At 38.4% G+C, this 22,793-nt stretch carries 15 protein-coding genes; 14 read left to right on the forward strand and 1 reads right to left on the reverse strand.

The window, feature by feature from the left end; genetic code table 11:
* The first annotated feature begins 24 nt into the window (after positions 1 to 24).
* The 3 genes from NST45_RS29580 to galU all read left to right on the forward strand — a co-directional run bounded on the left by NST45_RS29580 (position 25) and on the right by galU (position 6,274).
* On the forward strand, positions 25 to 1,938 hold the full coding sequence (locus NST45_RS29580; RefSeq protein ID WP_076222331.1) for a stalk domain-containing protein: 1,914 nt from the start codon (positions 25 to 27) through the stop codon (positions 1,936 to 1,938).
* A 603-nt stretch (positions 1,939 to 2,541) separates the two neighbouring features.
* Positions 2,542 to 5,064: a U32 family peptidase gene (locus NST45_RS29585; protein ID WP_076317151.1), complete on the forward strand. Its 2,523-nt coding sequence runs from the start codon at positions 2,542 to 2,544 to the stop codon at positions 5,062 to 5,064.
* Positions 5,065 to 5,386: 322 nt separating this feature from the next.
* Positions 5,387 to 6,274 carry a UTP--glucose-1-phosphate uridylyltransferase GalU gene (galU, locus tag NST45_RS29590; RefSeq protein ID WP_036678633.1) on the forward strand — a complete coding sequence of 296 codons (888 nt, stop codon included), beginning with the start codon at positions 5,387 to 5,389 and terminating at the stop codon, positions 6,272 to 6,274.
* A 74-nt stretch (positions 6,275 to 6,348) separates the two neighbouring features.
* On the opposite strand, the gene NST45_RS29595 is transcribed toward galU, so the two are convergent.
* Complete coding sequence (locus tag NST45_RS29595; RefSeq protein ID WP_339824451.1) at positions 6,349 to 9,102, reverse strand: O-antigen ligase family protein; 2,754 nt, start codon at positions 9,100 to 9,102, stop codon at positions 6,349 to 6,351.
* A 201-nt stretch (positions 9,103 to 9,303) separates the two neighbouring features.
* Here NST45_RS29595 and NST45_RS29600 point away from each other — a divergent pair, with 201 nt between their 5' ends.
* From NST45_RS29600 to rfbB, 11 genes are all read left to right on the forward strand, one after another.
* Entirely contained in the window at positions 9,304 to 10,161 is an 858-nt protein-coding gene (locus tag NST45_RS29600; RefSeq protein ID WP_081388010.1) for an ABC transporter permease, read from the forward strand.
* A complete protein-coding gene (locus tag NST45_RS29605) occupies positions 10,151 to 11,443 on the forward strand; it encodes an ABC transporter ATP-binding protein (protein WP_076212529.1) in 1,293 nt (430 codons plus the stop codon). Before NST45_RS29600 ends, NST45_RS29605 begins: the two co-directional genes overlap by 11 nt.
* Positions 11,433 to 13,712, forward strand: coding sequence for a methyltransferase domain-containing protein (locus NST45_RS29610; RefSeq protein ID WP_076212527.1), 2,280 nt, complete (start codon positions 11,433 to 11,435; stop codon positions 13,710 to 13,712). The genes NST45_RS29605 and NST45_RS29610 overlap by 11 nt, the downstream gene beginning before the upstream one ends.
* A 3-nt stretch (positions 13,713 to 13,715) precedes the next feature.
* On the forward strand, positions 13,716 to 15,761 hold the full coding sequence (locus NST45_RS29615) for a glycosyltransferase family 4 protein (protein WP_076212525.1): 2,046 nt from the start codon (positions 13,716 to 13,718) through the stop codon (positions 15,759 to 15,761).
* A 17-nt stretch (positions 15,762 to 15,778) separates the two neighbouring features.
* Positions 15,779 to 17,329: a glycosyltransferase family A protein gene (locus tag NST45_RS29620; protein WP_076212523.1), complete on the forward strand. Its 1,551-nt coding sequence runs from the start codon at positions 15,779 to 15,781 to the stop codon at positions 17,327 to 17,329.
* Between the two features lie 20 nt (positions 17,330 to 17,349).
* Positions 17,350 to 18,093 carry a hypothetical protein gene (locus NST45_RS29625; RefSeq protein ID WP_339279487.1) on the forward strand — a complete coding sequence of 248 codons (744 nt, stop codon included), beginning with the start codon at positions 17,350 to 17,352 and terminating at the stop codon, positions 18,091 to 18,093.
* A 19-nt stretch (positions 18,094 to 18,112) separates the two neighbouring features.
* Positions 18,113 to 19,024: an NAD-dependent epimerase/dehydratase family protein gene (locus NST45_RS29630; protein WP_256721536.1), complete on the forward strand. Its 912-nt coding sequence runs from the start codon at positions 18,113 to 18,115 to the stop codon at positions 19,022 to 19,024.
* 83 nt (positions 19,025 to 19,107) lie between these two features.
* On the forward strand, positions 19,108 to 20,343 hold the full coding sequence (locus NST45_RS29635) for an acyltransferase (protein ID WP_076215961.1): 1,236 nt from the start codon (positions 19,108 to 19,110) through the stop codon (positions 20,341 to 20,343).
* A 44-nt stretch (positions 20,344 to 20,387) separates the two neighbouring features.
* Entirely contained in the window at positions 20,388 to 21,131 is a 744-nt protein-coding gene (locus NST45_RS29640; protein ID WP_076215964.1) for a sugar phosphate nucleotidyltransferase, read from the forward strand.
* Between the two features lie 20 nt (positions 21,132 to 21,151).
* Positions 21,152 to 21,700: a dTDP-4-dehydrorhamnose 3,5-epimerase gene (rfbC, locus tag NST45_RS29645; protein WP_339824455.1), complete on the forward strand. Its 549-nt coding sequence runs from the start codon at positions 21,152 to 21,154 to the stop codon at positions 21,698 to 21,700.
* Positions 21,701 to 21,754: 54 nt separating this feature from the next.
* Complete coding sequence (gene rfbB, locus NST45_RS29650; RefSeq protein ID WP_076099637.1) at positions 21,755 to 22,777, forward strand: dTDP-glucose 4,6-dehydratase; 1,023 nt, start codon at positions 21,755 to 21,757, stop codon at positions 22,775 to 22,777.
* Positions 22,778 to 22,793 lie beyond the last annotated feature (16 nt).

Genomic DNA, 22,793 nt, shown 5'->3' on the forward strand with positions numbered 1-22,793 from the left:
GCAAACTGGAGAGGGGGACGGTAAATGGGCTTGAAAATTTTAAAACAAGGATTTTGTGCGATGCTGGCCTTATTACTGCTATTTTCTATATTACCCATACAAACAGCATTAGCTTCACAAGGAGATAAGCTACAGCTGAGTCTAAAAGTTGGCAGTACTTCAGCTACGGTGAATGGTAAGAAGGTGGTTATCGAGCGGCCTTATACGGAGAACGGAACGGTTATGGTCCCGCTTGGGGTTTTTAAAAAGACGTTTGGCAGCACTGTTTCCTTAGAGCAGAACAATGTGGTAAAAGTAACCTATGGTGCTCATTCAGGGGCGATGACGATTGGGAGCGATATCGCTTGGAAGGATGGAATCAAAGTTAAACTGGGTTCAGCGCCCCGGATGGTTTCAGATGTGCTGATGGTACCGCTTCGCTTTGTAGCTGATGTGTTAGGTGCGACACTCTCTCAAGGGAGTGGGGATGAGCTAATGGTTACCCTAGTTCCTATAGACAGCGAAGAAGATACGCCAGAGGAGACTGGGATTGACAGCGATGTTGGTAAGACTCAAATTGGAAACAGCTATTTTCAATGGACACTGAATTATCCCTCAGGGCTGATTGCTGGAAATAGCGGTGGAGATGAAAGTGTGGCTACCTTTTCAAGTGCGGACAATCTATATTATGTGGAGATTCATGTAAGTGACCAGGCGGTTGCGGTAGATGCGGATGGGCTGCTGGAACAGCTGGTTCGGGAGGTCGAGGCAGGTGGGGAGTTGATATTGGATCGGGAGTCGTTCCCCAAAGCCGCGATACCTTATGCTAGATTGATCAGTAAAGATTCCAGTGGAGCGCTCTGGGAAAGCAGACTGTTATATGCTGAAGGTCGACTCTACGAGATTTATTTGACGGATAACAAAGCAGTTAATTATAAAGATTTTGCTAAATACACAGGATTACTTAACTCTTTCCAGCCTTCTTTTGATACTAAAAACAAAAAAATCCGTGATCTTTCTACGGTGAAAAGTGGATTGCGTGACGCGTACAATGAGGACTATGGGATTTCACTACAGGTTCCCGCAGATTGGAGTAAGGACGACCAGCATCTCTATTATGAGAGTAAGCAGGGAAGTCATCTGAGTGTGGCGGTTACCTCGGCACCTGCTGGTTCTACACTAGAGAGCTGGGCTGAAGATCTGAAAACGAAAACTAAAGAAAACTTTGTAGCGGATGCTTATGTTCTGAAAGACAGCAACAAGTCGGAGATCTCCGGTGTATCTGCACAAATCAATGAGCTACAGCTAAATTACGGCAACGGTGTTACTACAGAATATCAAGCTCTCATACTCAAAAATGGGTATCGCTATTATTTTGAATATGTAACAGCTGCTGGGCAAGATGACGATAAGGCAAAATTCAAAGCCATCATATCCTCTATTGATATTGATTTTGATCTGCTGAAGGAGAACTTCGGGCGACTCGCTAGTGATGATTATAAGACGCTCAAAAATAAGACATTAACCAAAGTATCCAAAACCTACGGTTATGCCATTGATATTCCAAGTTTATGGACACCTTATCAGGATATTTTTGAGACGCAGTCGATTGAATATCGCTTCAGCGGAGGACGTCTACAGATCAACTCAAAATCCGAGGGTTCAGTGGATTATACAGTTAATGTTCTCAAAGATGCTTATCAAAATAAAAATAATGATCCCAAAGGCCCTCGTATAGAAAGTGTAGTGGAGTCTACCTTTGCGGATGTCCCTGCTACGATCATAACTGCACATCAAATCAAAAATGGCATCCCTTTTCGCAGCAAGCAGGTTGTTTTCGGCAAAAATGATGTGGTCTACACGATTACCGTTACGCTGAATGATGCCAATGCCACTGCAGAACAGCAGGCTCTATTAGACAAGACGTTACAATCGTTTCGGTTTACAGGCAGCAAGTAGTTAAAAGAGTACCAATGTCGTAGCTGACACACGAATAGAAGCGTATAATTCAATCAGACGAAGAACGTCCCAGTTGCCGATTTGGCTTGGGGCGTTCTTTTTTTGTATAAAGAGGGAAAAGGAATTCGGCCTATTATTAAAAATACATATATTTGTTACTTTGAACCGATAGAAGGGTTGTCGGAAGGGTTGTTTTAGGAGATTCGGAGCCAATGTTATCCAAGTTGGGCATAATGTGAATAACTAAAGGGTGGATTAGTGTATTCGATTTGATACAACATTCTATTGTATGTCACGATATTCCTAGTGAATTGTTGTAAATGTTGCAACTTTTTGTGCCAGTTGTCGATACTAGAGTGTGAGAATGATGCTTTATGTACAACATTTAGTTGTTGAAGCGCTGGATAAGTCGATATAGTTACATGTTCTACAACATTCACGGAGTAAAGAGCAATAAGCAAGAAGTCAGCTTCCTGACAGCATTATGACTTTTATTCTATATAAATGTTGGTAAACGCATGGCGCTCAAGTGTGATATTTGATACAATTATCAAGTTAATCAACTAGAAATGACCCGTCAAATGGCGGTTTGGGAGGATATAAATGAAAGAGCAACAAATACGCAGAGAAGACGTGGAGCTATTGGCACCCGCAGGTGATTGGGACTGCATGCGTGCAGCGGTAGCAAACGGAGCGGATGCTATCTTTTTTGGCGTAGAGAAGTTTAATGCACGGGCCAGAGCGAACAACTTTCGCATGGACGAGCTGTCGGAAATTATGGCGTTTTTGCATAGCTATGGTGTGAAGGGCTTTTTGACCTTTAATATACTGGTTTTTGAAAATGAATTGTCTGATGCAAAAGAACTGATTGATGCATGCGTGGATGCTGGCGTGGACGCAGTAATTGTACAAGATTTAGGTTTGGTCAAAATGATCCGCGAAATCTCACCGGATTTCCCGATTCACGGATCGACACAGATGACCATTACTTCGCCGGAAGCGGTCGAGTTTACTAAACCTTTCAGTTTGGAACGTGTGGTATTAGGTCGTGAGAACAATCTGAAACAAATTCGTACGATCGGGGAGCAAGCCCGCCTGCCGATGGAAGTATTCGTACACGGTGCTTTGTGTGTTTCCTACTCCGGTCAATGTCTGACCTCTGAAATGTGGGGCGGACGTTCTGCCAACCGCGGTGAATGTGCGCAGGCTTGCCGCCTGCCTTATGATCTGATGGTGGATGGTGAGGTAAAACCTATGGGAGACGTAACTTATTTGCTCTCTCCTAAGGACCTGGCAGCAATTGATCTAATGCCTGAGCTGATCGAGGCGGGTGTGACTTCTTTTAAAATCGAAGGTCGCCTCAAAAGCCCGGAATATGTAGCGAATGTAGTTAGTAAGTATCGTAAAGCGATTGATCGGTATTTTGAAGGCGATCTGTCTAAACCTTCGAAGGAGGAGGTGCGTGAGCTGCAACAAAGCTTCTCCCGCGGGTTTACACATGGTTTCCTGGATGGAACGAACAATAAGAAACTGGTAGACGGGACTTTCCCAAAAAGCCGTGGTGTATATTTGGGGACTGTTGAGCAAATTCTGCGTGACGGAGTGGTCTGCCGTATTCATGCACCGCTTAAGCGTGGGGACGGAATTGTTTTTGACGCTGGGGATCCGACGAAAAAAGAAGAAGGCGGTCGTGTCTACGACCTTCGTCGTAAAGGTGTGAAGCTGGAAGGCGAAGCCGGAGAAGGCTGGATCATCGACATCGTAGCCGGTCGTAATGATGTGGATCTTCGTCGTCTAAATGTCGGTGACCGCATTTGGAAGACAAATGACCCTGCGTTAGATAAGGCGCTGCGCCAGACTTATGAAACTGAAAAGCCGTACCGGGTATTTCCGGTACATGTTAGAGTGCAAGGCTGCGTCGGCGAGAAGCTGACGACTTGGTGGACGGACGTTCAGAAGAACGTTACCGTCCGTGTGGATTCGGAGCTCGCGCTGGAAGCCGCGCAAAAGCGTCCGATGGATACCGCGCTGCTGGAAGAACAATTCGGCCGCCTGGGCGGGACCGTGTTCCAGCTTGACGCGTTGGAGTCGCATCTGCAAGGCGACGTCATCGTCCCTATGCGCGAGCTGAACAGCATCCGCCGCCAAGCGGTGGAGCTGCTTGCGGGCGAGCGCCCGAAACCGCCCGTCTACGTGAAACGGGCGATCGAGGTTTACGGCGACGCCACCCGCAGGGGTGTCGCTCCGCAGTGCGCTGGTGAAGCGGAGCTCACCGCGCTGTGCCGCAGCCTGCCGCAGGTGCAGGCTGCGCTCGAGGCCGGCGTGAGAAACATCTACGCCGACTTCGAGTTTATCAAGCAGTTCCCGGCAGCGGTAGATGCGGTACGGGCTGCAGGGGCCAGCATAGCGCTGGCCACGCCGCGCATTCATATGCCGGGCGAGAACGGCTACCACGCGAATATTCTTCGCTTGCAGCCGGATGCTGTGCTCGTGCGTAATACAGGCGCGTTGTATTATTATCTGCGCCGCCGCCAGGAGCAACCGGATGCTGTGCATCCACGCCTGATTGGCGATTTCTCATTGAATATCGCCAATCATAAAGCAGTGGATTTGTTCCTTGAGGCAGGCTGTGACATAGTAACGCCATCCTATGACTTGAACATTCAACAGATGGTCGATCTGCTTGAGCACAGCGATACTTCCCGGATGGAGGTCGTTATCCATCAGCATTTGCCGATGTTCCATACTGAACACTGTGTGTACTGTACCTTTATGAGTGAAGGCACGGACTTTACGAACTGTGGTCGTCCTTGTGAAGAACACCGTGCTTCTTTGCAAGACCGTATTGGAATGTCACATCCAGTTCGTGTGGATGAAGGCTGCCGTAATACCGTCTATAACGCTGTTGAGCAGTCTGGTGCGGAGTATTTGAACAATTTCCGTGACCTAGGAGTATCTTCATACCGTGTGGAGTTCTTGGAAGAGACGCCAGAGCAAGTGGCTGAGGTAATCAGCCTCTACAGCCGCGCTCTGCGTGGTGAAATCTCTGGTACGCAGGTATGGAAGAGCCTAAAGGCTACTAACCAACTTGGCGTAACGCGTGGGCAATTGGTGAACGCGAAGTAATAAGAGTTAAGAGTTAAAGAAAAAGGGCTAAGTAACTACCAGGTAGATGCTGGTATTGCTTAGCCCATTTTATTAGATTTGATCTCGTCCTCACCCTAATTTGCATATACTAAATAATAGTATATTATGGGGGCAGCAAAGTATTTAAAATAGCAATTTGATTATAATTCCTGCCCTCTTATTTCATTGGAATAGATATACAAATATAACAAACACTCTGACATAAATGTGCTGTAACTGCTATAATTGAAAGAAATATGCCATTTTAGGGTACTTACAGATATGTAATTGAAAAGAGTATATGATAGAAGGAGTTAATGTGATGAAGATCCGTAAAGCGATTATTCCCGCCGCAGGTCTCGGCACTCGTTTTTTACCTGCAACTAAAGCAATGCCTAAAGAAATGCTACCGATTGTAGATAAACCGACGATCCAATATATTGTTGAAGAAGCTGTTGCTTCCGGGATCGAGGATATTATTATTGTAACAGGGAAAGGTAAACGTGCGATTGAAGACCACTTTGATAACTCTTTTGAACTGGAATTTAACTTAGCAGAGAAGCAGAAGTGGGAGCTGCTTGAATCCGTTCGTAAATCTTCCGAAATGGCAGATATCCACTACATTCGTCAAAAAGAACCAAGAGGTCTCGGACATGCAATTTGGTGTGCACGTAAATTCATAGGAAACGAACCGTTTGCTGTCCTGCTAGGCGATGATATTGTTGAAGCGAATAAACCTTGTCTTAAACAGATGATAGATGTTTATGACGAGTATAAATCTTCTATCGTGGGTGTTCAGCCTGTTCCATGGGAAGAAGTATCACGGTATGGTGTTGTAGATGCTTCGCCTTTGGCAGAACGGGTATATAAAGCTAATCGTCTAGTAGAAAAGCCAAAGAGAGAAGAGGCTCCTTCTAATCTAGCAATTTTAGGACGATACATCTTAACTCCACGTATCTTCGATATGCTAGGTGAGCAGCAGGTAGGTGTAGGTGGAGAGATTCAACTTACTGATGCGATAGCACGTCTAAGCGAGGTTGAACGAATTATTGCCTATGACTTTGAAGGTAAACGTCATGATGTGGGTGAGAAAATGGGCTTTATCCAGACCACCATTCATTATGCACTTCAACACGAGGAACTTAAAGATGACTTGCTTCGTTATATGAAAGAGCTTGTCGAGAGCGAAGCAGCTAAGGTCGGGCTATAAGTAAATCTCGTATAATCGAATAAAGGCGCGCCGCTGTTATTACAGTGGCGCGCCTTTATGGTTTCTTTCTTTTATTAAAATTGTGAATTTGTAATGGCCTCAACTTGTGCTGCTTCCGCAGGATCAGCTGCGATCAGCGAATCGTATAGTGCCTGATCCTCGCCACCAGTTTTCGCCAGTGCAGCAAGGTACCAACGAGCAATCTCACGATTGGTTGCATCAGCGAAATCTTGGCTTAAGGCTGTTTTTAAGATGGAGGCTGCAATTTGTATCTTTCCAGACATATATTGCATTTTCCCTACCTTCAGTGTCACATCCGGAGTAAATGCCTTCGAGGGATCATTATCCGCAAGTACATGATTGTAGGCCAAAAGCCCAATAACAAAGCCAGCTTTCATGTTGTCTATTCTATCTGGATTATCTTGTTGTGCATAAGCTGCCTGCCCCAAATCAAATGAACGGCTGATGAGTGAACTATACCAATTTATATCCCATGGAGTTTCACTGTTCATAATATCCGTGTAATTAGCATCTGAATTAAGCTTGAGAGTGGTCTTCGCCGCATCCTCTTGTCCGGATAAAAGTTGCATTTTGCCAACGTTTAAAGCAATAGTTGGCGTTACTGAGAAAGGACGCCCTTGCAGTTGTTCTGGTGGAAGAGTCTTCAAATGTTCTATTCCAGCAAGAACGTGATTATATGCTTCTTGCGCTTCATTGAAATACTCTTGTTTCTTTGTCTCATCCTTTTGATTAAGTGCTTGCTGACCTAAGGCAAAGGAACGGCTGATGAGAGTATCATACCAACTAATATCCCAATTGAACTTATCAGCATTGTCACGGTAAATACCCAAGGCGACGTCGCTTTGACCATTCAGATCGTAGTAGCTCACTAATTGGAGCAGAAGATTTTTGTTGTATGGCTCATCTTTGAGTGCGCGAGTTAATACACTGTATGCCTCGTCAAGGAACTGTTCCTGTTGTGTTTGACTAAATACCTGCTGATCCAAGGCCGATAGATAAATTGTCGATTCTGGATGACTTGGACGTTTGTTCAAAGTCTCAATCAATGGGGCTCTAAGCTCTTCGTAGGAAGTGCTATAACTTCTCAATTGTTTAGCTTTCAAAGCAGAGTTACTGGAGCCAATATAGCTGATTGACAAGAACACTAGGAACAAGGTTCCTAAAGAAAGCACAGCGAGGTATCCAAAACGGATGCCCGCTTTATTCCAATTTTTCCGCAGTGGCTTGCTATCCATAACGGAGGCCATTCCGGCAAGGCCAATAAAAACTAGTATGCCCATAAAGGCATAACTCATGTTGAAATCAAGTAGACTGTGCACAAGAATAGAGAGAGCAATAATTAGATAGAAGAAACCATTCTCAAATTCGTTTTTATCCCGTTTTACATATCCACGAATATATTTATAGAAGATATACAGAATGAAGCTCATAAATATGATAAATCCAACAATACCTACTTCAATGAGAAATTGTAAGAAGAAGTTATGCACCTGCCGGCTTGTATAAGGGTTGTTCTGATAATGCTCATACAGTGAGGCCCAGCCTCCTCCACCAGCACCGAGGACCGGATAATCCTTAACCACCTTCACGGCATCCTTATAAAAAGTAATCCGCTCGAGTACGCTATGTTGCTGGAAATTGATGTTCTCGAGGCGAGTCTCCATATTGTCAGGTAAGATGCTTTTTGCACTCGTACCGATAAGCAGGAAAGCTACAATAGCAACTAGAGCGACAGATCCGAGCGGAATCCAAAGACCTGTCCGTTTACGTGACGACCAATTCTCTAGTTTTGCATACAACCATGGTGCGACAAAACGCTGAATGACCCAAGAAAGGCCAGCCACAACTATTGAGGCTCCTAATAGATACGCCCAACCTTTTAAAGCTGAAGAAGAAGTGAAATTAGCATTTAACTCTATTCCTAGGTTAGTAACGGGTGTCGTAATGAGCAAAGCTACAATACCAGCAATTCCTAGATGCAGAATCCAAAGGATTTGCTGTGCAGGTTTTAGGAATAGAAGTAGGAGTATGAATACTACAGGTAGCAGGACTAAGCCGCCACGAGATAAGGTTAACAAGATCGACACAATGATGGGAACTAACATAAAGCCATGCGTCAACGTTCCATACCACTTTTTAGAGCGAATAAGCGCGAATATTGCTACAAATAGAAAAGCCATCAAGAAGGCTGCGTACGTATTTGCGTACTGAAAGATCGAAGTCAGACGAAGTCCGTTAGAGTCAGTCATAACTGCATCTAAGTAGACATCATTTCGGACGGTGTTTGAGAACCAGCCCACAAGAGCTCCTGCTAATTTACTGCTGCCTAACCAATTTAAAAGTCCAAAACCCACTATAAAATATGCAATCGCTAATATAGCATTTTGAATGACAACATTTACTTGCTTTTGCTTCATGAGATAAAAGGCTATAATGAAAACTGCGGCATATGTACACTGAATAAATAGCATATTCATCGCCGTGTAATGCGAAACTGCGACAAACAGTGACAGAGCATAGGTCACAGGGAGCAATAATGCTGCCCAAGCTACTAAATCACTCTGCCCTTCAAGCTTGAACTTTTTGTAATACAAGCCAACACAGGCCAGCAGCATCAGTGCGCTTAATAGTGCTGATACATATATTGGCTTCTCGTAATCAACTAGTGATCCATTAAACAATCCCACTTGAAATGGGGTCCAACACAAAAATAAAATAAAACCAACAACTAATGCCCATATCGGACTTGCTATCTTTTCAACATTTCTCGACTGAGCGGCGTTTTTACCGTATACTGGTTTCGACACGTTATAATCTCCTTTTCCTGTAGGTACGTGGATATTTTAACATATAGTACAATATGAGAGCTAGTTGCTTGGACAATTTACGCCACCATATTATAATGTTTCTCTTGATAGAGACCTTGAGAAGATGGATTTATATTTGGTGCGCATTTAGAGGTGATATACAACGTAGGACTTATTGAATATTTCCTGAAGTGTGTTTTAATGTTCGGACAAATAAACAAAGATAAGGCGATGAAAATGGATTTTTATAGACGGATACAGAATTACCTAAAAAGTATATATAAATCGAAAGATTTGCTCTTTGAGCTTACTAAGAGAGATTTTCAACAAAGATATAAAGGTTCACTTCTTGGTGTAATATGGGCTCTATTATCTCCTTTATTAATGCTTGGAGTGTATAGTTTCATATTTGTTAGCGTATTTAAATCAAAATGGGGCGACTCATCTATTCAAGATGGAAATATGCTTTACACAATGATGATTTTCGCAGGACTTATTCCATTCCAAATTTTTTCGGAGTCCGTTAATCGTTCTGTGAGCCTATTGGGGCAAAGCGCGAATTATATAAAAAAAGTGGTTATACCAATTGAAATACTTCCTTCTAGCATAGTACTCTCCACGATAATTAATAGTTTTTTTTCTGTAGCGCTCTTAATAGTTGGTAAAATATTTTTTCTGAACACACCAAATTGGACTCTTGTATTTGTTCCTTTAGTATTAGTTCCTAGCATGCTTCTTTCTCTTGGATTTGCACTAATCGTTGCAGCATTTGGGATTTACTTAAGGGATTTGGTTTATATAGTGGGTCTTTTAGTAAATATTCTATTTTACATGTCTCCAATATTTTACTCTTCCGAAGCGCTTCCGGAAAAATTTAGGTTTTTAATTAATTTGAACCCCATAGCTCCGATAATTACTCAATTTAGAGATATTTTTGTGAATGGGCAGTTATTCTCGATTTCAAGTTATTTAATATCGTTATCTATTTCATTTGTTATTTTTATTCTAGGATTATCAATCTTTAATTATTTAAGGAAGGGATTTGCAGATGTCATTTGATGAGGTAGCAATAAAAGTGAGCGGTGTATCTAAAATATATAAAATGTATAATACACCTGCGGATAGACTAAAGGATCTTTTTAATGTTTCTAAAACTAAAAAAAGGCATCAAACATTTTCTGCTCTTAATTCTATAACGTTCGAAGTGAAAAAAGGAGATACGGTTGGGATTGTTGGGAAGAATGGTTCAGGCAAGTCTACTTTACTACAAATAATTGCTGGTACAGTAACCCCGACTAGTGGCAAGGTTGAAGTGTTTGGAAAAGTTGTTGCACTTTTAGAACTTGGATCGGGTTTTAATCCAGAATTCACAGGACGTGAGAATGTTTATTTAAATGCTACTATGTTTGGAATTAGCAGAGAATCTATAGAAAGTAAATTTTCTGAGATAGAAAGCTTTGCTGACATTGGTGAGCATATCGATCAACCTGTTAAGACGTACTCTAGCGGTATGTTCGCTAGATTAGCGTTTTCCGTTGCTATTCATATGGAACCAGACATTTTGATTATAGATGAAATTCTAGCAGTTGGGGATGCAGCTTTTCAAGCGAAATGTGTCTCGAAAATGCGCCAACTTAAAGATGGCGGCGTTAGCTTGTTATTCGTAAGCCATTCCGTAGATGCAATAAAGTCAATGTGTCATTCGGCAATACTAATATCACATGGAAATCTAGTTGATCAAGGAAGTTCGGAGAAAATAACAAATCATTATCTGGCTATGATCCGCGACGAAATGAATCAATACAATAGTGATGACTCAATTCAAAACGATGAAACTATAGAAGAAATAACAAGTATTGATACTAGCTCTAGTTTTAGATACGGTTCAGGACTTGTTTCATTCAGAGATGTGCATATGGCTAATGAAAATGGAGAACCTACCAAGGCATATGAATTTGGTGAACAAGCTTCAATAATCTGCACTTTGTATTCTAAGGAAAAGGTAACGGATATAAATGTATCTTTTTTAGTTAGAGATATTACAGGAATAGATTTATTTGGAACAACTATGTTCGATGAAGATATAACTCTAGTTTCCTTAGAAAAACAAGAGAAAAGAACTATAAGATTCAATTTTCCGATTTGGCTTAGACAAGGGAGTTACTCTGTATCGGTTGCTGTTAATCGAGTGACAGATCGCGATTATTCTGATGTTTTTTTATATGAACAAATTGATGGAGCCAGTGCCTTTGAGGTTATAAGGAAAATTGATCGACCCGTCCATTACAAGGTTCATTTTCCAATTAGAATAGAAACAGAAGGTGGTCTATATGACAAATAATATATACGAAAATGAAGCATGGTGGCAACAAAATGGAATGGGGTGGGCAGATGAGGTTGAGAAAAGAAGATCGCTGCAACCTCTTTACGGAATTCAGGAAGTCATTTTAACACATATATTTTCCAAGTTGCCTAAAGAATCTAAAGTTTTGGAGTTTGGAGTGGGATTTGGGAGACATGTGGATTATTTGAGTGATATACCTAATATAGAAGTTTATGGCGTTGATCAAAGTCCTACAATGTTAGAAAGCTTAAGGAATCGTCTCTCCCATAAGCCGGATTTAATAAAAAACATTATCCTTATAGAGCCACGAACGCAACTCCCTTACCCTGATAATTATTTTGATTTTGTGTATACAGTATCTGTACTTATTCACATCAATCCTGCAGATATGGAGGGAATATTAAAGGAACTGGTCCGCGTCTCTAAACATGGTATTATTCATTTTGAAAATAATTTTTCTGAAAATACGGAATTGAAATTTATGGATCATAATGGATGTTGGCAGCATTCAATAGTCCATGATTATTTGAAATTGGATTTGCCTTGCTCTGTATTGTCAAAAGTGGCCTCGGAACAGGATATATATTATACAAAGTTATCAGATAGTTGGAGTGTAGAAGATTTAGAAAATAAAGTTATGTTCTCTCGTCTTCATTTAATGGATGATAAGATTAGACCGACTATAACAAAATTTGAAGGGGAGATAGGCTGGAGAGCTGAAGAGCTAAAGGAACGTATAGAGAAAGAATTCAAGATGCAAGATGATATGAACTCTTTAAATCAGGAATTGTCAGATGTGAGAAATGAAAATGAAAGAAATAAGACAATGATAGCAGAACAAACAGCAGAAATCGCCATTCTTACTGATGACAAGAGTAAACTCAGTAGCAAATATACCGATCTAAATAAACTTTATCAAGCACTTTCGTTAAGCTTTAATTCACTCGAAGAACAGATAGAAGAACTGGAAAAATATAGTGGGAATCTATCGCATGAGGTATCACAGTTGACCTCCAATAAAGTACTCTTAGAATCGCGGTTATATGATATAGAAACATCTCTTGCTTGGAGAGTCATTACTAAGATGCGCAGTCTAGATCGTGCTTATAGACTCTCAAAGCCTGTTAGAAAGCTTTTAAATACTATCCGCAATTATCGTCTGAAGTCTAAAGAACAACAAAAACAACACAATAGTTATGAAAATAGCAACAACGAATTGAGTCAACTTGTTAATAATAAGCAAAGTGAAAGAAAAAATAACAAGTATAGTTGGCTTGAGATAAAACTTGCGCTAATTCCTGAACAATCAAGTATTGCTATTCATCAACCTGAATGGCTAGGTGTCTCGCATTCAACCCAAGAATTATTTCCGTTTACACTTCCCATTAAGGAATTATTTGATACTAACGAAATTATGCGTGTAGGTAAATTGATTGCTGAAAGCAAACCAAAAGCAATTGTTTTTAGTGGCTTTGCTATTGGTTATTATGAATTAGCGAAATTTATTAAAAGTGTAGATTCTAAAATAGCAATAAAAATTTATTGGCATGGAAATACAACACATATGTATGAAGACTACTCATGGAGTCGGTATCAGGAAATCATTCAACTCTGCAACGAAGGCATAGTAGATAGTTGGGGGTTTGCTAAGGAAAGTATGGCTGAACTGTATAAGGAGAATGGATTCCCAAGTTTCTTTGTGAAAAATACTGTGAAGAATGAAAGTCTCGAATTCCTGGAAAATAAAGATCTAAAACATAATGAATCTGTGAAAATAGGTATTTATGCATCAGGTAACACTTGGAATAAAAATGCATACACTCAGATTGCAGCAGTAAGTCTAATAGAGAATGCTAGTATAAATGCCATTCCCTACAATAATAGAATGAAGTCATTTGCTCAACAATTAAATTTGAACATGGAGGGCTCTGAAAAGGCAGTTCCTCGTGAAGAACTTTTAGTTACTTTGGCATCTAACGACCTCAATTTGTATGTTACTTTCTCAGAATGCGCCCCGCTACTCCCATTGGAAAGTATGAACATGGGTGTACCTTGTTTGACAGGGCCAAACCATCATTATTTTGATGGAAGTCCTTTGAAAGACTATCTAATTATTAATAGTCCGGATGATCCAGTGGAAATTGCCAAGAAAGCCAAGTATGCAATGGAAAATAGAAAAGAAATCTTGGATTTATATAATATATGGAAAAAAGAAAATGACATCGCATCAGAGTTAAGTATTCAAAGATTTCTTGAGGAGAATTAATATATGGTTAGAACATATGTCTTTACTTCGTATGAGCTTTACCCTATTAACGCCGGCGGGTGCGGTGTGTTTATTTATAATGCTATGCAGCAGTTGCTTCAGAATGCAAATAACCGCGTGATTTTATTATTAGATATGCCGAAACATGAGTGTGAATCATATATTAAAGACTTTCAGCCAAAGCTTCCGAATAGTAAGAACTTAGAGGTAATATGTTTGTCTGAATGGATACAAGAAGAACCTTATGGGCAAAAATTTTCCAATGTGTTCCTGCAAAAAAGCTATCGTTTTTATAAGGGGCTTCATAAATTAACTCTTCTTCAGCAAGTAGATTATATTGAATTTTTTGATTATGTAGGTATAGGCTATTTTTCAGTTAAAGCAAAACGATTTGAAGGACAGTTTTCCAAAACTGTCCTTGCTGTGAGAGCACATTGTACAATTGAGTTGATGGATCTTGAACAAGTACCTAATAGCTTTGATTTATACAAGCTTGAAATGTACCAAATGGAAAAAGAAGTTATACAAGATGTAGATATTTTGCTCGTTCCTTCTAATGCTTGGGGGGAGATTTACACTCATCGTTATGGAGTGAAAAACGATAGAGTTATAGTTTCTCCTCCTCCTGTAGAAGTATGGAATGATGTTTCTTATAGCCTTAATGAGAGCCAGCAGAATGTTATATTTTACGGTCGAATATTTCAATTAAAGGGAGTAGATCTTTTCGTTGATGCTGCAATAGCATTGATGATAAAACGGCCTGAAAATAATAGTATTTTTTATCTTGTAGGATATGATGGTTTAGACTTAAATGGTCAACCTTATAAGGAGCAACTTTTGCTTCGAATACCCGATCATCTAAAGGAAAGATTCATATTCACTGGTCAGCTCAATCATCAGGAATTAGAGCAATTGTTAACAAATATTCGATTTGCAGTCTTTCCAAATTATGTAGAGTCTTTTTGTTATAGTATTCACGAATTGTATAATACGGGGATTCCAATCATTGCGAATGATATTCCAGCGTTTAGAGATTATTTTAAACATCAAGAAAATGCTTTGTTATATCATGGTACATCTAGTGACCTTGTTACACAAATGGAATGTATGTTTGACAATGATGAGATGCGTCATCGTATGAGCAGACCATATGGAGTGACAAAAAATCAAGAGTTCAATGATATTTATGAAAGTTTAATTAATTCTATTCAGCCAGAGACTAATACGTCATATTCAATTAATAGGGTTCTAGAGAAGAATAAGTTATCTCTGATTATTTTGGATGAAGGTATCTCAAGTGATACTGGGCCTATATCATTAGTGAATCTTTCGGAAATAGATAAAGACAGAAGTTATATTCTTAAGAATCAATCTCCGGGAACACCAGTTCATTATCTTGGAAAATTAAGATATGCTTCTAAGATTGATGGGAGTTTCGACGATTTGCTCCCAGTCAATAAGTTCCTTTTAACTTGTTATGCTAATGATAATTTTGATTGTGATTATATTACAAATTCTTTGAATATTTTAGCGGCTAATGATTCCATTCGATATGTGGGTGCACAATTTAGAAATAAGGATCACTATGAGCAGTATAACTTACTAGAACCCAATACTTATCGGGATTATACTAGTTTAACAAGAGCTATCTATAAACTGGATGATTATAGTAAATCACTTAGAGATATTTATGATATTAGGTTGAAGGAACTAGGTGAGAAAAAATTTCTTCAAATGACAGGATATATTCTACCAAAGGAATATATTACATTAGGTGAAACAAAGATTCTTGATATTAAAGAAGAATACTATATTTACAGTACTCATTATTCTACCCGTAATAATGAATGGACTCCCTTTGTGCTATATCCCTACTTAATGAATTCTAGTTCTTCAAATGATCTAACTGTTAGTCAACAAAATAATTATAGAGCGAAGAAAATATATCATCGCCTAAAACATAAAGTTGATGCAGTTGGTGGAAAAAAAGGAAAGTTTTTAGTTAGAGTAGTAGACGTTTTGCATAGAGAATTTAAAAAACGATTCTAATACATGGCGGTGTTTAAATGGAGATCTGGTATATTGAAAGTATATTGAGCCAAAAGTTACCACAACCATTTGAAGACTGGCTGTGTGAGCATGTTCATAAGATAATTTTGCAAAGTGGAGTACCAGTTAGACCTTGGTTTGAATCTAAAAACATTGTTAGGTATTCTGATTCTATCCCATCGGAAATAGAACTAAATGGAGATTTTTCGTATTCTCTGAATTTGTCAAATACTTTAGTTGAACAACGGAAATTAAATAGGGAACCAATATGTATATTCATTAATAATAATAATAGGGCACTCCCATATTATCTGCTGCAAAATTTATGGTGTAAAAATCCTGCATTTAATGAAGTGTCAATAATCACCATACAAAACTCTGTATTTACTCCCCACCACGATGCAAGTGCGTTTCGATTTCCAGAGTATTGGTTGAAAAAGAAAAATCAATTTTCGCTTGATGCATCACATTTTATTTTAACGTGGGATAAAACAGTACGTGATACTTGGCAGAATAAAACGGATGTTCTTTACATTGAAGCAGACAAGGATGTACAACTAGATCTTAATCATCTCCACGAGAAAAATATGAATAACCAGAATGAAAAATATCCTATCAGTTCGAGTATTCCATATTTAAATAAGAAGGACTTTGTACAGAAAGAGGGTAGCTTACTCTCGGTAATAATTCCATTCTATAATATGGGATCGATGATACTAGAGACTATTCAGAGTGTTATTGACAGTACTTACCCTGAGATTGAAATTATAATTGTAGATGATGGTAGTGATGAGTTAGAGAGTAAAGAGATTTTACGGAAAATAGAGTTGTCAATGCCTTTTATACAAATTATAACCATTAAAAATGGGGGGTTGTCAAATGCTCGCAATGTAGGGGCTTATGCGTCAAAAGGAGTGTTTATAACTTTTTTAGATTCGGATGATTTAGTAGCGCCTGAATATTATCAAAGATGTATTGAAATTCTTGAAAGTTATATAAATGTTTCTTTTGTTTACTCATGGGTGCGTTTTTTTGGTTTACGAGAAGATGTGTGGGTTACTTTTGATACAGAATTTCCTCTGCTTTTGTTATCCAACATGCTGAGTGCTTTTGCGGTAATCAGAAAAGATCATTTTTTGGAGTATGGAATTAACAAAGTGGAAATGAAAAAGGGAATGGAAGATCATGAATCATGGATAAATATGTGTGAGAATGGATGCGCGGGTGTCAGTATTCCCGAAGCACTCGTTTATTATCGCATTCGTGGTAATTCAATGTCTAGGCAATTCAACCGAGAAATTGTAAACGATCTTTATTATAAGATTAGTCAGTTTCATAAAGAACTTTATAAACGGTTCGGAGACGAAATATTTAATCTAATATACATGAATGGCCCAGGGTATATGTGGAATAACCCTGCGGTGTCATATCCTGAATTAGGTTATTTGCAAGATCATGAAATAGATAATAACCTCAAATATGAATTAATGAGGATTTTTAACACGAAAAAAGGGAAATGGCTTATTAAATTATTCATAAAATTAAATTTGAATAAATGGTTTAAATAAAAAATGGAGTTGTTAAAAGAATGCGAGCAAAAATAAAACAATTAATAGCTATATTGTTAGCTATTCTTTTTTTCTTTTCTTTCAGCGAGATATTTATACCGATCCATAATAAAGGTAAGGTATATATTATTTTTGTTTATATGTATCTTTTTGCTCTAGGTTTCTTTACTTTTAGATACTTAATAAAAAAAAGTATTGGCTTGTTGAGAAATAATTCATTAACTAAAAAAGTACTGAAGCTATTTCTAGTTTTTTTTATAAGTCTTTTTATTTCATTTGTATTTATTCCGAAAAATTACTTCGAACCAATGAACTATACAAATATAATATTGACGCCAATTAGTGAGGCTTCTAACTCAAATAGAACAGAGGTTTGGTTGAACGAGATTATAATAGATCAGAGTAAACTGGATCTCAAGAGTATAGATATTTCTAGTGGCTGGGTGTATAAGGATGGAGCAATAGTATCAATGAGCGGTAACATCAATCCCCAAAAACTAAATGTGTCATCTAAAAGCAGTATTGAACTAGTTTTTGGAAAGCATGCTTGGTCTGGTAAGGTGGAAATATATAATGGAAGTACTCAAATAATTAATTTGCATTCTGAAAATCCTTCAGAGAAAAGTGTCAGGATAGCAGAATCAAGTAGATCAAATGATAATTTTATTAAGTTGGCGGCATATTCAGTATGTGTATCTGTTCTATCCATGATTTTATTAATAATATTTTCTTTTTTTAAAAAAATATTATTAAAACGTAAATAATATAAAAAGTAGGTGGGTTATGATGAAAATATTAGTAACTGGTGGGTGTGGATTCATTGGATCACATATTGTTGACGAACTATTAGCTAATGGGCATGATGTCTTAGTAATTGATAATTTATCTAGCGGTTATATTAGGAATTTAAATAAATCGGCTCGCTTTTACAAAATGGATTTTATGTCATTGGAGGCGGAAAGGATAATAAAGGAATTTACACCTGAAGTTGTGATTCATCATGCGGCTCAAGTAAGTGTGCAAAAATCGATGATCAATCCAGTAGAGGATGCTACAACAAATATAATAGGCACAATAAAACTTCTTGATTACTGCAACAAAGCAGGGGTTCGAAAAATAATTTATGCGTCGTCAGCTGCAGTATACGGAAATCCAGATTATCTACCTATCAATGAAGATCATCAAATACATCCAATATCATATTACGGAATATCAAAATATACTCCTGAACAATATATTAGGACTTTTTGCAGTAATAATGAGCTTAATTACACAATATTACGTTATGCTAATGTATTTGGAGAAAGACAGGATGCTAAGGGAGAAGGTGGTGTGGTAGCAATATTTTTGGATCGTCTACTTAACCATGAACCTCCGAGTCTTTATGGTGATGGTGAACAAACCAGAGATTTTATTTATGTAAAAGATATTGTTAGCGCAAATTTATTTGTAATGGATAAAGGCAATAATGATTTGTTTAACGTAAGTACTGGTGAAGGGGTTTCATTAAATAATCTCTATGACTTAATGAATAGTGGATTAAAGAAAAATATCACTCCTATTTTTGAAAGTCCAAGAAAAGGGGATATTCTACATAGCTATTTAGATAATGCAAAATTGAAAGCATTAGGATGGGCACCGAAGTTCAATATTGAAAGTGGATTGAGAGATGTTTTTAAAAATCTTAACAATTGAAAAAAGGAACAAATATAAGGAAGTGGCTAAGTTCTATTACTTTATTAGTCTGAGTTTGAGTAATCGAAAAGTTGGAGGCTGAAATGTCTGATAGAAAAATGCTTCATTTAAATGGTCTTCGTGGTGTTGCAGCATTAATGGTTGTACTATCTCATTATACTTTAAGTTTTTATCCGGCACTGCATACAGGGAATCCTAGTGATGTTTATAACTCGTTTGAACTATTTGTTTCAGCTTCGCCATTAAATGTGCTATATAACGGGAGCTTCGCTGTTTTTATTTTTTTTATATTAAGTGGTTTTGTTTTAAGTTATAAATACTGGAGATTAGAGCACTATACGTTCAATGATTATCTAGGGAATATAATAAAAAGGTATATTCGTTTAAATATTCCCATTGCAGTATCAATAATTTTAGCGTTTACTTTGCTTGCTCTTGGATTATTTTATAATACAAATGCAAATGAAATAGCTAACTCACTGGGGTGGCTAAAAGGAATATATAACTTCTCCTCAGATTCTTTAGAAGCATTAAAAGAAGCTTTTTATGGAGTTGTTTTTCAAGGAAAGCAAAATTATAACCTGATTTTATGGACTTTAAAATATGAATTTTATGGATCAGTCATGATTTATTCATTTATGCTCGTACTTAGAAAGACTAATATACGTTATGCAATATATCCTCTGATATTTGTTCTTTTATGGAATAGCTACTATTTAGCATTTTTTCTGGGTTTATTATTAAGTGATCTCCACTCTAAGGATTTATTGAAAATTAAAAATAGAATAGCTTTGTTTTTAATATTTTTATTAGCTTTATTTTTCGGGTCTTACCCTTGGCGTGAACAATTCGGAGCACCTACTAGATTATATGGCTTTTTAAAGTTGGATTTCTTAGGGGTGAATTCTTACTACGAGTTCTATCATACTGTTGGTGCATTTCTTCTACTAATTTGTGCTTTGAACTCATCGTATCTAAAGAGACTACTTAGTAGTCGAATTTGTTTGTTTTTAGGAGAAATATCTTTCTCATTATATCTCTTACATTTGCTTATGCTTTGTTCATTATCCAGTCTTATGATGCACTATTTAACTGGTCAATTATCATATAATATTAGTTTTGTTTTGATGTTTACTATTTCTATGTTCCTATTGTTTTTGATCAGTTATCTATATTATAGATTTGTTGATCTACTAGGTATTAAGTCGGCAAGCATAGTAGTTAAGAGATTTGAGAATCTTATAAATAAAGAAGACATCGCTTCTACACTGCCATATCAATCGAGAAGACTTGATAATACAAAGAATTTAAAATTGTGAAATAAGCTGTGTTTTTGAAAAACATGTATTGGAGGGAGAATAAAATGAAAGGAATTATACTAGCCGGAGGCACAGGCTCACGCCTTTACCCTCTAACAAAAGTGACCAACAAACATCTTCTTCCAGTAGGCAAATATCCAATGATTTTCCACTCAATCTATAAGCTCAAACAGGCTGGTATCAAGGATATCTTAATTGTTACTGGTAAAGAGCATATGGGTGATGTGGTAAATCTGCTGGGGAGTGGAAACTCTATGGGTGCTTCTTTTACCTATAAAGTTCAGGATGAAGCTGGCGGTATAGCACAAGCGCTCGGTCTTGCAGAACAATTTGTTGGAGATGACCAAAGTGTTGTTATTCTTGGAGACAACGTATTTGAAGAGGATATTTCTCAATATATTGAAAACTTTAAAGCTCAAGGAACTGGAGCTAAGATTCTGATTCAAAAGGTTTCCGATCCACAGCGCTTCGGTGTTCCTGAACTCCAGGGCGATAATATCATATCTATTGAGGAAAAGCCTACTGCTCCAAAAAGTGGATATGCCGTCACTGGGATTTACATGTTCGATAGTAAGGTTTTCGAAATTATTAAGAAGCTTACTCCTTCAAATCGTGGAGAACTTGAAATAACGGATGTAAATAATGCATATATTAAAAGAAATAAACTAACATATGATGTTCTAGGCGGTTGGTGGACTGATGCGGGCACGCATTCATCACTAGCGAGAGCCAATGAATTGGCCAAGGAAATTCTATTTGATGAAGAATTCGGCAAATTAAAACTATAGAAACGAGGAGGAGCTCCAACATGAATGTCACTCCTTTAAGGTTACAAGGCGCAAGCCTACTAGAACCGGTTGTCCATGGCGACAACCGGGGTTTTTTTATGGAAAGCTATAACGAAGAAATAATGCATAAACTCGGAGTTAACTATCAATTTATTCAAGATAACCAGTCCCTTTCCGGAGAGGTTGGAGTGTTACGTGGCCTGCATTACCAGTTGAACCCTAAGGCGCAAACAAAGTTAATCCGCGTCTTATCCGGTGCTATTTATGATGTTATCGTCGATATCCGTCGTAATTCACCTACATTTGGTCAATGGGTCGGAGTAATTCTTAGTGAATATAATAAACGTCAACTACTGGTGCCTAAAGGCTTCGCTCATGGTTTCTGTACTTTGGTACCTAACACCCAAGTGTTATATAAGGTGGACGAATATTATTCCCCTGAAAATGATCGTGGCATATTATGGAATGATCCAGCCTTAGATATTGATTGGCCGACTTCTAGTCCGATATTGTCGGATAAGGATCAACGTCATCCATTACTAAAAGATGCGGAAATAAACTTTGATTAACAGTGGTAAGCAAAAATTTAAATATAATCTCAAAGAACAAAAGGTGGGCTATAAATGAAACTGCTAGTTACCGGCGGGGCTGGGTTTATCGGCAGCAACTTTGTGCTGTACATGTTACAACAACACCCTGATTACGAAATTGTTAATGTAGATGCATTAACGTATGCAGGCAATCTAGAGAATCTGAAAGCAATTGAGAATAATCCTAATTACACTTTCGTGAAGGCCGACATTACAGATGTTACTGCGATGGATGAACTGATTAGCCAGGGTGTGGATGTCGTTGTCAATTTCGCGGCGGAGTCGCATGTGGATCGGAGTATTTTAGAGCCGGAAGTGTTTGTGAAGACGAATGTACTTGGAACACAAGTGCTTTTGGATGCGGCGAAAAAATACAGTATCACTAAGTTTGTTCAAGTATCTACGGATGAGGTATATGGATCACTGGGAGCGACAGGATTATTCACCGAAGAAACTCCTCTGGCTCCTAACAGTCCATATTCAGCAAGTAAAGCAGGCGGAGACTTGCTAGTACGTGCGTATCACGAAACGTTTGGACTGCCAGTGAATATTACCCGCTGCTCAAACAATTATGGCCCGTACCAATTCCCGGAAAAGCTTATTCCGCTGATGATTTCCCGTGCACTTGCTGATCAAGCGTTGCCTGTTTATGGCGATGGAATGAATATCCGCGATTGGTTGTATGTTGAGGATCATTGCAGCGCGATTGATTTGGTTATTCATGAGGGTGTGAACGGCGAAGTCTACAACATTGGTGGCAATAATGAACGTACGAATGTGCATATTGTAAACACGGTATTGCAGGAACTAGGCAAGCCTGATTCTTTGATTACTTATGTTCAAGACCGTCCTGGTCATGATCGCCGTTATGGGATTGATCCAACTAAGATTATGAATGAACTGGGATGGAAGCCGAAACATACGTTTGAAACAGGTATTAAAGAAACTATCCAATGGTATCTCAATAACCGCGAGTGGTGGACCCGTATTCAATCTGGGGAATACCAAAAATATGCTGAACAGCAATATGGTGATCGTTTAGGTGACTCATTGTAATTTTGATACGGGGGTA

The organism is Paenibacillus sp. FSL R7-0163, from assembly GCF_037969975.1.
Classification (GTDB): Bacteria; Bacillota; Bacilli; order Paenibacillales; family Paenibacillaceae; genus Paenibacillus_AQ; species Paenibacillus_AQ odorifer.

Coding starts and splice junctions, on each gene's coding strand:
- NST45_RS29580 (WP_076222331.1), top strand. CDS start 25: ATGGGCTTGAAAATTTTAAAACAAGGATTTTGTGCGATGCTGGCCTTA.
- NST45_RS29585 (WP_076317151.1), top strand. CDS start 2,542: ATGAAAGAGCAACAAATACGCAGAGAAGACGTGGAGCTATTGGCACCC.
- galU (WP_036678633.1), top strand. CDS start 5,387: ATGAAGATCCGTAAAGCGATTATTCCCGCCGCAGGTCTCGGCACTCGT.
- NST45_RS29600 (WP_081388010.1), top strand. CDS start 9,304: ATGTTCGGACAAATAAACAAAGATAAGGCGATGAAAATGGATTTTTAT.
- NST45_RS29605 (WP_076212529.1), top strand. CDS start 10,151: ATGTCATTTGATGAGGTAGCAATAAAAGTGAGCGGTGTATCTAAAATA.
- NST45_RS29610 (WP_076212527.1), top strand. CDS start 11,433: ATGACAAATAATATATACGAAAATGAAGCATGGTGGCAACAAAATGGA.
- NST45_RS29615 (WP_076212525.1), top strand. CDS start 13,716: ATGGTTAGAACATATGTCTTTACTTCGTATGAGCTTTACCCTATTAAC.
- NST45_RS29620 (WP_076212523.1), top strand. CDS start 15,779: ATGGAGATCTGGTATATTGAAAGTATATTGAGCCAAAAGTTACCACAA.
- NST45_RS29625 (WP_339279487.1), top strand. CDS start 17,350: ATGCGAGCAAAAATAAAACAATTAATAGCTATATTGTTAGCTATTCTT.
- NST45_RS29630 (WP_256721536.1), top strand. CDS start 18,113: ATGATGAAAATATTAGTAACTGGTGGGTGTGGATTCATTGGATCACAT.
- NST45_RS29635 (WP_076215961.1), top strand. CDS start 19,108: ATGTCTGATAGAAAAATGCTTCATTTAAATGGTCTTCGTGGTGTTGCA.
- NST45_RS29640 (WP_076215964.1), top strand. CDS start 20,388: ATGAAAGGAATTATACTAGCCGGAGGCACAGGCTCACGCCTTTACCCT.
- rfbC (WP_339824455.1), top strand. CDS start 21,152: ATGAATGTCACTCCTTTAAGGTTACAAGGCGCAAGCCTACTAGAACCG.
- rfbB (WP_076099637.1), top strand. CDS start 21,755: ATGAAACTGCTAGTTACCGGCGGGGCTGGGTTTATCGGCAGCAACTTT.